Below are 14,803 nucleotides of genomic sequence, written 5' to 3' on the forward strand. Positions count from 1 at the left end.
CATCATAATTCCTAGTTATCGTTACTTTTAGAATATCCCTCCTCGGGTATTGGCTTTGGTGATTTGCTTTTGCAGGGCATTGTCGTTGACATGAGTGTATAGCTGAGTAGTCAAGATGCTTTGATGGCCGAGCAAGCGCTGTACAAATCGAATGTCTACGCCTGATTCAAGTAGTTGGCACGCGGCTGAGTGTCGATACATATGTGGCGTGACTTTTTCGAGCTTGGCTGCATGTGATGTTTCTCTGATGAGTTTACGAATAAAGTGAGCGGAGGCCGGTTTTCCACGGCTGTTGGTGAGTAATAATGAGTGCCCAGCGGTGGTGACGTTTCTTAATGATAAATAGGCCCTTATGAGTTCTACAACTTCACTACTAGGAATAAAAACATAGCGCTCTCTTTGGCCTTTACCAAATATTTTGATTTTCTTTTCGCTTAGATGAATATGTTTTATGTCGATGTTGACCAATTCACTCACTCTCACTCCTGTAGCAAACAACAGCTCTATCGCTAAAAGCGCGGTAAGTTGATTAAGGTGCTTGGGTGTTTTGATCAACGCGCTTAGCGTAGTGATGTTATAGCTGTCATGCTTGCAAATATTAAGGTTCGTACGCGCGGTTCTGAGCATTTTTCTTAGGTTACTTTTTGGGATATTACGAGGCAGTTGGGTGGGCACCTTGATACTAATGTCTGCCTTATGAAATGGATTCGTTTGGATAAACTCTTCTCTTTCAAGCCATCTAAACATGGCTTTTAGGCAGGCGATGCGTCTTTTTATTGTACGTACACTGAGACTTGTTTGCTGCAATCTGTGTAGGTAGTTTTGTAGTTGCTTTTTATCAAATTCACTAATTTCTTGTTCGCGAACCAATGATTGAAAGGTTGTCAGGTCTTGGCGATATGCTTTTAGGGTAAGTGTTGAAAGTTGTTTATTGGTCTTACAGTAGGCTAGAAATTGTTCGCATGTTTCGCTGATTTGCATTGATACTACTCTATATAAATTCAATGAAATTAATATGATAGTGTAGTTATTGCGAAAATAGAAATATTACCTACCAAGACGCACCAATCATTTATCACAAAGTCCAAGCGCACCACTTAAGGTGCTTTAATATCCGTCTGCCACTGTGCGGCTAGGTGGTCGATAAAAGCGCGTACAGCGGGTCTTTGATAGCTTCTGGATAAATACACTGCCCACAGTGACATGGTCGGTAATATGGTGCCCCGAAGCAGTCGCACCAGTTTGCCAGATTGGATGTGTGGATTGGCTAAATCGCAGGGGAGATAGGCAACTCCTAGGCCGTCGATACAGGCGTTGATCAAAACCGACACATCATTGGCTTTGATATTTCCATTTACTTCAATGGTGCGTAATTGATCTTGCTCTATAAAAGTCCAGCTGCGTTGCGGCACATGCACAAGACAGTTGTGATGTTTGAGTTGACCAAGAGCGTCTATCTGACCATGTTTTTGTATGTACTCGGGTGAGCAACATAGCGCACTATCTATGCTCATCAGCTTACGCGCGATAAGGGTGTCATCGGGTTGGTTTGTATAGCGTAGGGCGACATCGATATGCTCTTCGACAAGTTGGGCATTACTATCTGACATCACTAACTGAACACGTACTTTAGGGTGTTGCAAAGTAAACGGCACGAGCGCTTCATAGAGTAAGTTCTGGCCAAGTCCAATAGGGCTTGCGATACGGATCTCACCGATCAGCTCTTCATTGTGACTATGAGCAATCCTTTCTAAATGAGCAACTTCATGCAGTACGCGTTCGGATTGAGATATGAGCTCTTCTCCAGGTGCTGTTAAGCTCACCTTACGTGTTGTGCGGTGCAATAAACGCACATTAAGCCAATCTTCTAATTCTTTGATATGCCTTGTGACTTTAACCCGACTAATGCCCAACTGCTCCGCCGCTTGAGTATAGCTACCGGTACTGGCCACCTCGGCAAAGCTTCTGAGCGCTGTGATCTTATCCATAACACACTTTCATTGTTTCTTTTTATGAACTAATTATGTTCATATTTATATATTTATTACAAATACTGTTTTAAACATAATTGCACCACTGGCTAAACAGACATATTGTAATTGGAGATAAACATGAAAATAGCAGTGATAGGTGCAACAGGCTGGATTGGTTCAACCATCGTGGGTGAAGCGTTAGCACAGGGCCATCAAGTAATCGCTATCAGCCGTGAGGTGGTACCGACGGATAACTCAAATGTGGTTGTGCGCCCATTGGATTTGTTAGCTACAGTGGGGCTTAAAGAAGCGGTCTTGGGAGCGGATATAGTGATAAGTGCTATAGGCGGTCGTGCCGCTGGTAATCATGAGATAGTTGTAAATACAGCACAGCGTTTACTAGATGAGCTACCACAACTGGGAATTGCACGACTGCTGTGGGTTGGGGGAGCTGGCAGCCTGATCACCTCAAGTGGTGAGTCATTATTATCATCACCTAACTTTCCACCAGAGTATAAAGATGAAGCCATAGCACAAGGGCAAGCGTTGGATGTGTTCAAAAATACCCAAAGTGAATTGGACTGGGTGTTTGTCAGTCCTGCTGCGCAGATATTTCCAGGTGAGCGCACGGGCACATATCGTGTTGGCGGCGATCAGTTATTATTGGATACACAAGGTAATAGCACTATTTCGGTACAGGACTATGCCAAAGCGCTGGTAGATGAGGCGCAAAACTCGGTGTATCACCGCCAGCGCATCGGTATTGCATACTAAAGTGATACCATGGCGATTCGGTTTGTTCTAATGCAGGTTTAAGATTAGTATTACATCATTGAGCAAATAACTATAAACCGTAGTGGAAGCTGCGGTTTTTGCGCTTTTATGAGGTGAAAGATGAGTTTATTAGAAGGGCTGGAACATTCACTAATAGCGGGTGAGTCTTATCACACAGAGCAACATTTTTCAGTTTTGAACCCTGCCACAGGTGAGCCGTTGGCTTATGTTAGTGAGGTTGATGAGCGAGGCACTGCGCTGGCACTACAAAGTGCAACAGGCACATATGAAGTGCTAAAAGCGACCAGTGCTAAGCAACGCAGTGAAGTGTTATGGCGCTGGTACGAGCTGGTAATGGAAAACAAACCGCTACTTGCTCGCTTACTAACACAAGAGCAAGGTAAACCACTCAAAGAAGCGATGGGAGAGGTTGATTATGCTGCTGGGTATATTCAGTGGTATGCGGAACAAGCAAAGCGCAGCTATGGTGAGATTATTCCGGCCAATGATGCGCAACATCATTTAAGCGCCATAAAACAAGGGGTTGGCATAGTCCTTGGGATCACGCCATGGAATTTTCCACTGGCAATGATCACACGTAAAGTCGCCCCTGCTTATGCCGCAGGTTGTAGCTTTATTCTCAAACCTTCGGAGCAAACCCCATTATCCGCATTGGCATTGGCTCAACTGGCTTTGCAAGCTGGAATGGAAAAGGGCGCTTTCCAAGTATTGTTAACATCCGATTCTGCGGGACTCATTAAACCGCTTTGTCAGACAAGCCGCATTCGTAAGCTCACCTTTACCGGCTCAACACAAGTTGGCCGTATTTTGCTTGAGCAATGTGCAAGTACGATAAAGCGCACTTCGATGGAGCTTGGCGGCAATGCGCCTTTCATCATTTTTGAATCCGCAAATTTAGATGAGGCTGTGGCTGGGCTGATGGCTGCAAAGTTTCGCAATGCGGGGCAAACGTGTGTGGCTGCAAATCGTGTTTTATTACAACAAGGTATTGAAGAGCATTTTCTTGAACGTTTGATTAAAGCAGTCGATAAGCTTGTGGTGGGTGATGGCTTAGAAGAAGGGGTTGATATTGGTCCGCTTATTACCTTTGAGGCCAAGGAAAAAGCACAACAGCTTATTGATGATGCCATTAAAAAAGGTGCTGAGGTTATTTATCAAGGTAAGCCGCAATCAGGTCTGTTTATGGCGCCTGTTATATTGACGGGGGTTACCACAAACATGGATATTGCAAATCAAGAAATATTCGCCCCCGTGGTGAGCATCATGTCATTCTCAGGTGAATCTGACGCCGTTAAATTGGCCAATAGTGTAGAAGAAGGATTAGCAGCTTATTTTTACTCTCAGGATGTGTCACAAATACATAGGGTATCTTTATCCTTGGATTATGGCATGGTGGGTATTAATGAGGGAATAATTTCAAACCCTGTGGCACCATTTGGTGGTGTAAAGCAGTCTGGCTTAGGCAAAGAGGGTGGCCATCAAGGTTTGGATGAATACTTAACGGTTAAATACCTTTGTCAAAAGTTTGATTAGCGCATTTTTCGCAATGACTTTTCATTAATCACAAAGAGCGATAAACTTTCGCGCTGGATTATTTTTTTCTTTCAAGCAAGGAGCAAAACCATTGCAACACGTCAATACACCTATGTTGGTGGTTTTAGCAGCTGGGCTTGGTAGCCGTTTTGGTGGTGGCAAACAAATTGCGCTGTTACCGAAAGTAAATCGCACTATCATGGAGCTGAGTATTGAAGATGCTTATCATGCTGGTGTGCGTGAGGTTATTCTAGTTATTAATGCGCAGGTAAAAGCCGCAATACAGCAAGACATTTTGCCGCGTTTACCTTCGCAAATGAAAGTTACCTTGGTTGAACAAAGCATTAGACAAGTACCCGAGCAGTTTGCAAGTTATGCTGCGCAACGACAAAAACCATGGGGAACGGGCCATGCTTTACTATGCGCCAAGGCATATATAACTAAACCCGCAATAGTGATCACTGCCGATGATTATTATGGTCCGACCGCGTATCAACAAATGGTAGAACACTTTCACAGGCGGCCTGAAGATATGGCAATGGTGGCTTACCCGTTATTGAACACCTTGTCTCAACTAGGTGGTGTTAACAGAGGTATATGCCAGTTAAATGATGATAAATTAATCAGTGTTAAGGAATATACAGATATCTATCATACCGCAAAGGGGGTTGTCGGGTGTTATGAAGGCCGACAGCAACTTCTGCCTGACTCTGCGCTGGCATCAATGACATTCTGGGGAATAACGCCTAAGTTGATAGAAAGCCTAGAGCAGGGCTTTGTTGAGTTCTTAATGAGTTATGACAACGGTGTCAAAAAAGAGTATTATTTACCAAATTGTATTGAACAATGCATCGTATCAAGGAACCTGGATTTGATTGTGTATTCAGCCGAAGATCATTGGTATGGCGTTACGTTTAAAGAAGAATTAGCAGCGGTGGCAGGAAAAATACATGAACAACGCTAATAATGAAAGAGAAGTGCTCTTCGGTTGTATGCCATTATTCAATGAGGTTAGTATGGAAAATCGTGCAGTAGCGGCACACCTATCACAGCAGTTTGGACTTCAGGGTGAGCAGCCTGTCATGAATCCAATTGGCAATGGACACATTAATACCACAATGTTACTCAAAGATACAAAACAAGCTGTGGTCGTCCAAAAGCTCAATACCGATGTGTTTCCCAATCCAGAGCAACTGGTAGAGAATGCGCGTGCCATTGAGCAACATTTATCTGATAAAGTGGTACAAGGTGAATATGGCTTACATATTATTAAGCACTTGCCCACTGTCGAAAATGAATATCTAGTTAACCACAATGGCGGCGTGTGGCGGGCATTGGAGTTTATTGGCGGTAGTTATAGTGAAGATGTGGTTGACTCCACAAGTAAGGCGCAAACGGCGGCTAACGCATTTGGTCAATTTGCCAAGGCGCTTGAAGATTTTGAAGCTCAGCAATTACATCATGTGATCCCTGACTTTCACAATCTTGCCAAACGTATTGAAACCTTTAAAAAGACACTCCAACAGGACCGCCACAATCGTGCGCAACTATGTATTGATGATATCGCTTTTTGTCAGTCTCAATTTAGCTTAGCTGATGAATTGCAAGTATTGCTTAAATCCATCCCATTGCGCCCTTGCCACAACGATACAAAAATCAATAACATGCTATTTTGCACTAAAACTAATCAAGGAAAGGCTGTGATCGATATGGACACATGTATGCCTGGCTATTGGTTATTTGATTTTGGAGATATGGTGCGCACGTTCTGCTCACCAGAGGCGGAGGATTCTCTTAATCTGGAAAATGTTGTGGTTCGCGAAGAAATATTCTCAGCGATTGTAAAAGGTTATGTGGAGCCGTTGGCAGATACCTTGACCGAGCAAGAAAAAAACAGCTTTTTACTGGGGGCTAAAGTGATGCCCTTTATGATTGGCCTACGCTTTTTAACTGACTATCTAGACGGAGATAATTACTTTGCAGTGCATAGAGAACAGCACAATCTTCAGCGCTCTCGTAATCAGTTTAAGCTATATCAAGATGTGTTGGCTAAGGAGAAAATACTGAAAGATATTTTGGCTCAATACTGACATGAAAAGGCGCTACGGCGCTTTTTTTGTATCACGTGAATTATCTTAAGCCGTGGGGAGTTAGTCGCATTCTTTTTTGCATTGCTGCCCGTATGCGGTAGCGTGCAGATGAAGTATCTTTTAAGGAACAATAATAATGACAAAAATGAATCGTAGAGATTTTCTCAAAGCGGCAGGCAGCGCAGTGGGGGCAACAGCCATTGCTGGAACCGCTCTGACAGGGTGCGCACAGAGTGTAAAAGGAAACATCCCACCTCGTGCTGGGCAATCTGTGATGGGATTAGTTACAAAAAAGCTAGATATCGTGAGAGTTGGCTTTATTGGCGTTGGCCAACGCGGTTATGGTCATGTCAAACGTATGAGTCAAATTGAGGGGACGCAAATAGTGGCTATTTGTGATACTCATCAAGAGGTCCTAGACCGGTCGATTAATTTCCTGAGTGAACAAGGCCAGCAAAGACCAGCAACTTACACGGGCGCAGAGCTGGCCTATCAAGATTTGTTAGCGCGCGATGATATTGACATTGTCATCATCTCTACACCTTGGAAATGGCATGCACCGATGGCTATAGATACCATGAACAGTGGTAAGCATGCCTTTGTTGAGGTGCCTTTAGCGCTTAGCGTTGAAGAAATGTGGGACGTGGTAAACACCGCAGAGCGTACCCAACGTCATTGCATGATGATGGAAAATGTAAACTATGGTCGTGATGAACTAATGGTATTGAACATGGTTCGTCAGGGCCTGTTTGGTGAGTTGCTCCATGGTGAGGCAGCGTATATTCATGAACTACGCTGGCAAATGAAGGAAGTGGAACATAAAACAGGGTCTTGGCGCACGGATTGGCACAGCAAACGTAACGGCAACTTATATCCGACCCATGGCTTAGGTCCTGTGTCTCAATACATGAATATTAATCGGGGCGATCGATTTGATTATTTAACGTCGATGAGTTCTCCCGCTTTGGGCCGTGCCGCATACGCTCAGCGAGAGTTTTCGCCTGAACATATACGTAATCAGGCAAAGTATATCTCAGGGGATATGAACACGACTTTGATAAAGACGGTGAAAGGCCGCAGTATTATGGTTCAGCATGATACAACCACACCACGACCATATTCACGCCATAATCTTATTCAAGGTACTAATGGGGTATTTGCAGGGTTCCCTAATCGCATTGCATTGGAGCATGGCAGTGAGATCAGCTTCCATGAGTGGGATTATGAGATGAGCAGTTGGTACGCTAAGTACGATCATCCACTTTGGTTACGCATGGGCGAAGAGGCAAAACGTAATGGCGGACACGGTGGAATGGATTTTCTGATGTTCTGGCGTATGATTTATTGTCTACGCAATGGCGAACCTTTGGATCAAGATGTTTATGACGGTGCAGCGTGGTCGGTGATTTCTCCTTTATCGGCATTATCTGTGTCTAATCGCAGTGCATCTATTGATATTCCTGATTTTACTCGTGGAGCTTGGCAACAGGGTAAACCGCTAGGCATCGTAGGCGTTTAAGAGATTAAGTGATGAAACTACCAGTTCTTTTTATAGTTAGCACCCTGTTGCTCAGTGCATGTGTAACGCAAAAAGCTGATCTATCGCTTGAGCAAACCGTTAATCGGTATCTTGATGTGTATCAACAGCGTACAGACTTCGATACGTTTTTATCATTTTATGATGAACGCGCGCAGCTCGAAGATATGGTATATGGTCACTACGCAGCGAACCGAGCTGAGATAGAGCAGTTTTATGCTTGGCCGACAAGTCAGGTTACGGTACTTGATAACAAACCCTTATTTAGTATCGAGCAGAAGATTATCGACGTGCAGCAACGAGTAGCAATCGTATCAGGTGAGTTTCATCGTTTTGATTATGGTGGTGATAAACTTGGGCCTTGGCGCTTTTTAATAAAACTGCAATTTAATGAACATGGCCTGATAACATATCAGCAAGACTGGATAAACTATACCCCTAAAGCCATGGTAAGCGATGGAAAAAACCTCAATCTACGAATAGATTAGGTATTGGTTTTTTAGTTTTACAAAAGTTGGAATTGTAATGAAACTATCAGTTGAAATCAGTAAATATCCACTACATGAAGATTATGTACCATTTATTAAAGACTTCATTGAGCGCCTTAAAGCACATCAAGAGCTTAAAGTGATTAGTAATAGTATGTCTACACAAGTATTTGGTGACTATGATGTCGTTATGGGTCAGTTACAAAAGCATATGAAGCGCTCCTTTGAGGAGTATGGAAAAGTCGTGTTTGTATGCAAATTTATCAGCGGTGATTTGTCAGCCTGATGCTAGAGAGTTAGAGGAGGCATATGAGTACACTCGTAACACTGCCATACTGGGAGTATACGGCCGTATTGTTTGCGCTTCTTTATCTCGTTTTAGCGATTAAAGAGCATAATGGTTGTTGGGCATTCGGGTTCTTGAGCACATTTATGTATGCCGCGATGTATTGGCAAGGAGCACTCTTTGTTGAGGCTTTACTGCATGGCTATTACATGTTGATGTCGTTCGTTGGCTGGTGGATGTGGCGACAGGGTTTTAATAACAACAAGTTACCCATTTGCTCGTGGCCCCTTAAATTGCATATGCTGCTTGTGTTTGTGGCCGCCTCCCTTGCTATTATGGTGGCATTATTAGCCAAGGTGGCGGGCTATTATATACAGGTCGCTTACATAGACTTTTTAACCGTTTTTTTCTCAATATTGGCAACCTATCTGCTGGTAAATAAAGTGCTTGAAAACTGGTTGTATTGGATAGTGATTAATACAGCGACGATGTATTTGCTTTTGGTGAAAGGTTATTATGCAACGCTGTTGCTAAGTGTTGTTTATACGCTGATGGCTTGTTGGGGTTACAAATGTTGGTATGAAAGCTATGAGTATCGTCAGGGCAAGTCACTTGGAAAGCTATGAGATGAAAGAGCAAGCATTGATTGCCAAACTTACACAACTCAAACCTGAATTGAAGATTTATCAACTGAGACCACTCAACAAGGGCTTAAGCAATGAAAATTACTGGTTAGACTCTTCACTTGGTCCATTATTGCTCAAACTATATCGTAGTCACTTTCCACTGAGTGCGCTTAAAGCTCAGCAACGCCTTGCAATAGAAACAACCGTCACCCAGCCGGTCGTTATGTGGCACAAGGAAGAGAAGCTTGCTCTGTTTGCATTTGCACCAGAGATCAAACAGTCGCTCGACTTAAACGCGATTCTGTCATCTCTGTTTGAAATCCATGAATTTCAAGCCAACGAAGACAGTGAAATTTTGGATATAGGAAAATTATTACAAGAGATAGACACGACACGTTATTCATTTGCTGAGTGTAGATTACATTGGGCGGTGGAGAAAATAGCATCCTTACCTAGGGACATGGCTTTTTGTCACAATGACTTAGTTACTGATAATATTATTGCAAGTAGCCAGGGTATCAAGTTCATTGATTTCGAATATGCAGGCTATAACGATGTGTTTTTTGATTTGGCTGCGCTTTGCTGTAGTTTTAATTTAACAGTAGTACAGCAAAGTGAAATGCTGGACATGTACTTTTCATACAAGCATATGTCGACGCCTGAATATGCAACGGATAAGTTGCGGGCGTACCAGATTGGCTATTTACTGTTAAGCGTACAGTGGTATGAAAGTCGCGATTACGTTGAGTTAGCAGCGCCTTTGCGACTTCAACTACAGGGGTTAGCGGGTTAAATACCGCCCAAGCGTTGTGCAAGTTCTTTATACTTCTCAACATCCGCGCGGTCAAAAATGGGCTGTCCCTGAGGGTCTTGATCCTTCGCAACGAGTAGATTTTCTCTTGCCAAGCGTCTAACACGTTCAACTTTTACGCCAAGGAATTCTGCGACTTGCTCAGTGGTCATAGGGGTCATAAATATCGTCCTCTTGATGTACAAATACGTAATGACGCTTTGTTGTTAAAATGTGTGGTCATTACTTTGTTTTACGCTATTACAGTGCCTAGCTTAGGCAACCGTACCAATAAGCATAGTTAAATATCGTGTTTTTTGTGTCTTGTATAGTATTTTTTTGAATTTCAGGTGGTTTATTAACCATATAGCGCACAAATGCTAGTATTTATTTTTCGATGCCATTATCATAACGCCTCAGGTCATACTGATGTGCTCTCGTGGTGAAATGGATATCACGTAGCTCTCCGGAAGCTGAGTTGCAGGTTCGATCCCTGCCGAGAGCGCCAGTTACCTTATCTTCAACACTCACTTTTGTATGTTATAGCCAATGCTTGGCTCTGAAATAATAGCCAATTCCGCCCGTTAATAAGCACAAAGAGACTACAAATAGCGCAAAGGCATAAGGTGACTCTGTGCCTGGAATTCCACCAATATTGACTCCCAGTAAGCCCGTCAAAAACCCCAATGGTAGAAACAAAGCTGCGACGACTGACATAACATACATACGCTGGTTTAATTGTTCGCTCAGTTGGTTTGATAGGCTGTGCTGTATGACCTGTGCTCGCTCTATTGCCGACTCCAATTCTTCAACATAACGACTCAATGCGTTATTTGCCTCATCCAATTTATGTATCGCGCTATCGTTGAGCCATGATGGCTGGCAATCAACAAGCTCTGTGATGGCAACCTTTTGCGGCTTTAAGTAACGCTTTAAAGCGATGGTTTGACGGCGGGTGGTCGAGAGCACACCGGCATCAATTTGCCCATCGTGATTATCTAGGCAATCTTCAAAGGCATCGAGTTGTTCATCAATTTGATAGATCACATCCTGCATTCTTGAGGTCAGGCGCTGCACCAAGCTGCTCAGTAGATCAGCAATATCACAAGGGCCTTTTTTATGCTTTAGTGACTGCAACACGTCTTGTGCAGACATCAATTGGCGTTTGCGTAGAGTAATCAACAGGTTCTCATTCACAAAGCAACGAATTGAGACCATATCTTCAGGGCTTTGTTGAGGATTTAAATTTACACCCCGTAAAAACAGTAGCAGGCCATGTTCCGCTTGAGTGACCCGTGGCCTTGTTTCATCTGTTGTGAGTGCTTGCCATTCCCATTCTTGCAAATAAGACTGAGCTTGAAGCCAAGTTATTGTGTCGTTAGCACTATAATCGAAATGCAACCAAATGGGCTTATTTTGCGCTTGTAGCTGGGCTACGCTTTGTAAATCATTTAGCTCAAGGGCGCCACCTAAGCCATCTAGTTGTACCGCATGTACTAAACCTGAATTCATTGTAATACTCCTTTGCGACAGTTTTACCATGGTTGTATAAAATTATTGATACTTCAATGTAATTTTCTAATTGTTTGGATAAATAATACTCGCTGTTATATGCTGAAAATTGCTGTATAAGACAGTTTTTTAAGGAGCGAGTATGTCTGACAAGATTAATGTTGGTTGGCGTGAGTGGTTATCGCTGCCAGAGCTTGGAATTGCTCGTATTAAGGCAAAAGTAGATACCGGCGCACGTACTTCTTGTTTACATGCATTTAGGGTTGAACCATTTGATAACCAAGGGCAGCCTTGGGTCAGGTTTTGGCTTCATCCAGAACAAGAGCGCACAGATGTGGAACTCTATTGCGAGGCGGCAATTAAAGACGAGCGGCAGGTGACAGATTCTGGTGGTCATAGAGAAATGCGCTACGTTATAGAGAGTAACGTCGTCATCGCAGGGCAAACTTGGCCGATAGAGATTACTTTGACGAACCGCGACAACATGAAATTTAGAATGTTATTAGGACGCACAGCAATGGCTGGTCGAATAGTCGTTGACCCAAACGCTTCATATTTAACCAAAGAAACGGAACAACAATGAAAATAGCGATTTTATCCCGCAACAAGCAACTTTACTCGACTCGTCGCTTAATCGAAGCAGCGAAGCAGCGAGGTCATGAAATTATTGTATTGGATGCGTTGCGCTGTTACATGAATATTAATTCACAAGAACCTGAAATTCACTTCAAGGGCGAGCGTATCACCGAAGTAGAAGCCGTGATCCCTCGTATTGGTGCCTCGATTACATTTTATGGCTGCTCGGTATTACGTCAGTTTGAAATGATGGGCGTTTATCCGCTGAACGAATCTGTCGCAATTACGCGTTCACGAGATAAACTGAGATCATTACAATTGCTGTCACGCAAAGGTGTCGGTATGCCAATTACTGGGTTTGCCAGTAAGCCCGATGACGTAAAAGACCTACTTGAGATGGTCGGTGGTACGCCTGTTGTGATCAAGTTGTTAGAGGGCACCCAAGGGATTGGCGTGGTATTGGCAGAAACCCGTAAAGCAGCCGAGAGCGTGATTGAAGCGTTTATGGGCCTCAAAGCCAATATTATGGTGCAAGAATACATCAAAGAAGCAGGCGGTGCTGATATTCGCTGTTTTGTTATCGGCGATAAAGTGATTGCAGCAATGAAGCGTCAAGCACAAGAAGGTGAGTTTCGCTCTAACCTTCACCGTGGTGGCAGCGCCAGTCTTGTACGTATTTCTCCAGAAGAGCGCAAAACGGCGGTGGCTGCGGCTAAAGCGATGGGTTTGAACGTGGCTGGGGTAGATTTACTGCGCTCTAGCCGTGGTCCTTTGGTGATGGAAGTAAACTCATCACCGGGATTAGAGGGTATCGAAAAAGCAACGGGCAAAGACATTGCCGGTATGATCATTGATTTTATCGAAAAAAACGCTGCATTTAAGAGGACTGCAACACGTGGCAAAGGCTAGAATAAACAGGCCATTCACCCTACTTGATACCTGTATCGGTGTCGGTGAAAGAAAAACATTATCGTTGGAAGTTGCTAAGCTATACACGCACACGCCGTTGACCATCCCAATAGAGGTGGTTAACGGGCTTGAGAAAGGACCGGTTGTCTTAGTGTGTGCTGCAATTCACGGAGATGAACTCAATGGTGTTGAAGTGGTTCGTCAATTACTTGGTAAGATAGACGTTCGAGAACTTAAAGGCACCATTATCGCAGTGCCAGTGGTTAACGTATTTGGGTTTGTACAAAAGTCACGTTATCTGCCAGATAGACGCGATTTGAATCGTTGTTTTCCAGGTTCAGAGCGGGGCTCGCTTGGCGCGAGAATGGCGCACATGTTTTTCTCTCAAGTGGCCAGTTTATGTACGCATATTATTGATCTCCATACGGGGGCTATACATAGGTCAAACTTGCCTCAAGTGCGTGCTGACCTATCATGTCCTGAGACGGCTGAAATTGCCCATGCGTTTGGTACGCCTGTGGTGATTGACGCCACGTTGCGAAATGGATCGCTGCGTAGTGAAGCCAGCAGCCGAGGTATTCCGGTTGTCACTTATGAGGCAGGGGAGGCGCTAAGATTTGACCCCTTGGCCATAGCGGGCGGTTTACAAGGCGTTGAAAATGTCTTGAAAAAGCTAAAAATGCTAAAAGGAAGAAGGCGCAAAAAAGGGCCAGAACCTGTCATTGCAGCGTCAACCAGCTGGATCCGTGCAGAGGTAGATGGCATTGTTCGTGCTCAAGTCAATTTAGGCGCACGGGTCACCAAAGGGCAGGTGTTAGCTTATATCGATAACCCGTTAGGCAGTAACGAGCTGGCACTTAAGGCTCCGCGCAGCGGTATCGTTATCGGCCAGCAAACGCTACCTTTGGTAAATGAAGGGGATGCTGTGTTTCATTTGGCCTACTTTGCTCATGCAAACTCGCTGGTGGAGCAACAGGTTGAGTCATTTATCGATGAGCTTAGCGAAACCAATGAAACCAACGGTAGTGTAGAGTTAAATAATTAATTACTATCTACATAACTTAGTAACCTGCCTAAACACAGGTTACTCGTTTACTTTTTCGGGCCCAATACGCGTTTTGGCGCTGGTGTTTTGGGTTTGCTTGGCTCTTCGCGAAGTACTAATACTGGACGGGTAACAAATAAGTTGTTTGGGTAAATTACACGGTGGCCATCAACGTTTTTTAGAACAACATTCATTAAGCCCATTTCAACGATGCAGCCTTCAATGTGGTTTGCACCATCGACAATACGCACCCAGTTTCCGACACGACAATAGTTTTGTATAAACATCAGTAAAAATGAGGTCAAATTACTGAGTAAAGACCAGCCTGCAAACAGGGCTACACCTAACATTGCGAACAATGAAGACCCAAGTACCAGCAGTCCTCTAAGCTCTATGCCCCAAAAAACAAGCAGTAAGCATATCAGCACGATGGCTGTGATTATTTTTAGCAGTAGCTCCGCTCTGAGCTGACGATGTGTATCTATCTTGCCTTGAGTAACTCTATCAAGTACCCGTTGGCTGTATTTAAAAATGATAGGAAAAAGTAGTAACACGAATGCCGTGACCACTAAGCGGTACTGTTCCGCTAATATAGTCGTTAAATAAGACAAGTCTCTATCCCATAACTGAAATTTGCATGGTT

General features: G+C 43.8%; 17 protein-coding genes and 1 tRNA gene. 13 read left to right on the forward strand and 5 right to left on the reverse strand.

The window, feature by feature from the left end; translation table 11 throughout:
* Positions 1-27 precede the first annotated feature (27 nt).
* The gene (locus L1070_RS10690; RefSeq protein ID WP_237125539.1) at positions 28-981 is read right to left on the reverse strand and encodes a tyrosine-type recombinase/integrase; all 954 of its coding nucleotides are present in this window, start codon (positions 979-981) and stop codon (positions 28-30) included.
* A 116-nt stretch (positions 982-1,097) separates the two neighbouring features.
* On the reverse strand, positions 1,098-1,988 hold the full coding sequence (locus tag L1070_RS10695; protein ID WP_237125540.1) for a LysR family transcriptional regulator: 891 nt from the start codon (positions 1,986-1,988) through the stop codon (positions 1,098-1,100).
* Positions 1,989-2,111: 123 nt separating this feature from the next.
* Here L1070_RS10695 and L1070_RS10700 point away from each other — a divergent pair, with 123 nt between their 5' ends.
* The 9 genes from L1070_RS10700 to L1070_RS10740 all read left to right on the forward strand — a co-directional run bounded on the left by L1070_RS10700 (position 2,112) and on the right by L1070_RS10740 (position 10,121).
* A complete protein-coding gene (locus tag L1070_RS10700; RefSeq protein ID WP_237125541.1) occupies positions 2,112-2,747 on the forward strand; it encodes an NAD(P)-dependent oxidoreductase in 636 nt (211 codons plus the stop codon).
* A gap of 120 nt (positions 2,748-2,867) precedes the next feature.
* The gene (locus L1070_RS10705; RefSeq protein ID WP_237125542.1) at positions 2,868-4,301 is read left to right on the forward strand and encodes an NAD-dependent succinate-semialdehyde dehydrogenase; all 1,434 of its coding nucleotides are present in this window, start codon (positions 2,868-2,870) and stop codon (positions 4,299-4,301) included.
* 112 nt (positions 4,302-4,413) lie between these two features.
* On the forward strand, positions 4,414-5,265 hold the full coding sequence (locus L1070_RS10710) for an NTP transferase domain-containing protein (RefSeq protein ID WP_237125640.1): 852 nt from the start codon (positions 4,414-4,416) through the stop codon (positions 5,263-5,265).
* Between the two features lie 52 nt (positions 5,266-5,317).
* On the forward strand, positions 5,318-6,391 hold the full coding sequence (locus L1070_RS10715) for an aminoglycoside phosphotransferase family protein (RefSeq protein ID WP_070984043.1): 1,074 nt from the start codon (positions 5,318-5,320) through the stop codon (positions 6,389-6,391).
* Between the two features lie 136 nt (positions 6,392-6,527).
* A complete protein-coding gene (locus L1070_RS10720) occupies positions 6,528-7,910 on the forward strand; it encodes a Gfo/Idh/MocA family oxidoreductase (RefSeq protein ID WP_237125543.1) in 1,383 nt (460 codons plus the stop codon).
* Positions 7,911-7,921: 11 nt separating this feature from the next.
* Positions 7,922-8,416, forward strand: a complete 495-nt coding sequence (locus tag L1070_RS10725; protein WP_237125544.1) for a conotoxin — start codon at positions 7,922-7,924, stop codon at positions 8,414-8,416.
* 37 nt (positions 8,417-8,453) lie between these two features.
* Positions 8,454-8,702: a hypothetical protein gene (locus tag L1070_RS10730; protein ID WP_237125545.1), complete on the forward strand. Its 249-nt coding sequence runs from the start codon at positions 8,454-8,456 to the stop codon at positions 8,700-8,702.
* 23 nt (positions 8,703-8,725) lie between these two features.
* Positions 8,726-9,328, forward strand: coding sequence for a nicotinamide riboside transporter PnuC (gene pnuC, locus L1070_RS10735; RefSeq protein WP_237125546.1), 603 nt, complete (start codon positions 8,726-8,728; stop codon positions 9,326-9,328).
* Positions 9,291-10,121, forward strand: a complete 831-nt coding sequence (locus L1070_RS10740; protein WP_237125547.1) for a phosphotransferase — start codon at positions 9,291-9,293, stop codon at positions 10,119-10,121. The genes pnuC and L1070_RS10740 overlap by 38 nt, the downstream gene beginning before the upstream one ends.
* On the opposite strand, the gene L1070_RS10745 is transcribed toward L1070_RS10740, so the two are convergent.
* Complete coding sequence (locus L1070_RS10745; protein ID WP_237125548.1) at positions 10,118-10,300, reverse strand: helix-turn-helix domain-containing protein; 183 nt, start codon at positions 10,298-10,300, stop codon at positions 10,118-10,120. The two genes, L1070_RS10740 and L1070_RS10745, sit on opposite strands and share 4 nt — an antisense overlap.
* 251 nt (positions 10,301-10,551) lie before the next feature.
* Between L1070_RS10745 and L1070_RS10750 the strand changes: the two genes are divergently transcribed.
* Positions 10,552-10,626 (forward strand) — tRNA-Arg (locus tag L1070_RS10750).
* A gap of 32 nt (positions 10,627-10,658) precedes the next feature.
* Here L1070_RS10750 and L1070_RS10755 read toward each other — a convergent pair.
* Positions 10,659-11,630: a zinc transporter ZntB gene (locus L1070_RS10755; protein WP_237125549.1), complete on the reverse strand. Its 972-nt coding sequence runs from the start codon at positions 11,628-11,630 to the stop codon at positions 10,659-10,661.
* Between the two features lie 142 nt (positions 11,631-11,772).
* On the opposite strand from L1070_RS10755, the gene L1070_RS10760 reads away from it, so the two are divergent.
* Genes L1070_RS10760 through L1070_RS10770 form a run of 3 tightly spaced genes read left to right on the forward strand, consistent with a single transcriptional unit; the run spans position 11,773 to position 14,160 of the window.
* Complete coding sequence (locus tag L1070_RS10760) at positions 11,773-12,213, forward strand: ATP-dependent zinc protease (protein WP_237125550.1); 441 nt, start codon at positions 11,773-11,775, stop codon at positions 12,211-12,213.
* A complete protein-coding gene (rimK, locus tag L1070_RS10765; RefSeq protein ID WP_237125551.1) occupies positions 12,210-13,115 on the forward strand; it encodes a 30S ribosomal protein S6--L-glutamate ligase in 906 nt (301 codons plus the stop codon). Before L1070_RS10760 ends, rimK begins: the two co-directional genes overlap by 4 nt.
* Positions 13,102-14,160, forward strand: coding sequence for a succinylglutamate desuccinylase/aspartoacylase family protein (locus L1070_RS10770; RefSeq protein ID WP_070983730.1), 1,059 nt, complete (start codon positions 13,102-13,104; stop codon positions 14,158-14,160). Before rimK ends, L1070_RS10770 begins: the two co-directional genes overlap by 14 nt.
* Positions 14,161-14,207: 47 nt before the next feature.
* Here L1070_RS10770 and L1070_RS10775 read toward each other — a convergent pair whose 3' ends face one another.
* The gene (locus L1070_RS10775; RefSeq protein ID WP_237125552.1) at positions 14,208-14,771 is read right to left on the reverse strand and encodes a mechanosensitive ion channel domain-containing protein; all 564 of its coding nucleotides are present in this window, start codon (positions 14,769-14,771) and stop codon (positions 14,208-14,210) included.
* Positions 14,772-14,803: the final 32 nt, after the last annotated feature.

The sequence above is a fragment of the Pseudoalteromonas sp. MMG022 genome, assembly GCF_021654245.1.
Classification (GTDB): Bacteria; Pseudomonadota; Gammaproteobacteria; order Enterobacterales; family Alteromonadaceae; genus Pseudoalteromonas; species Pseudoalteromonas amylolytica.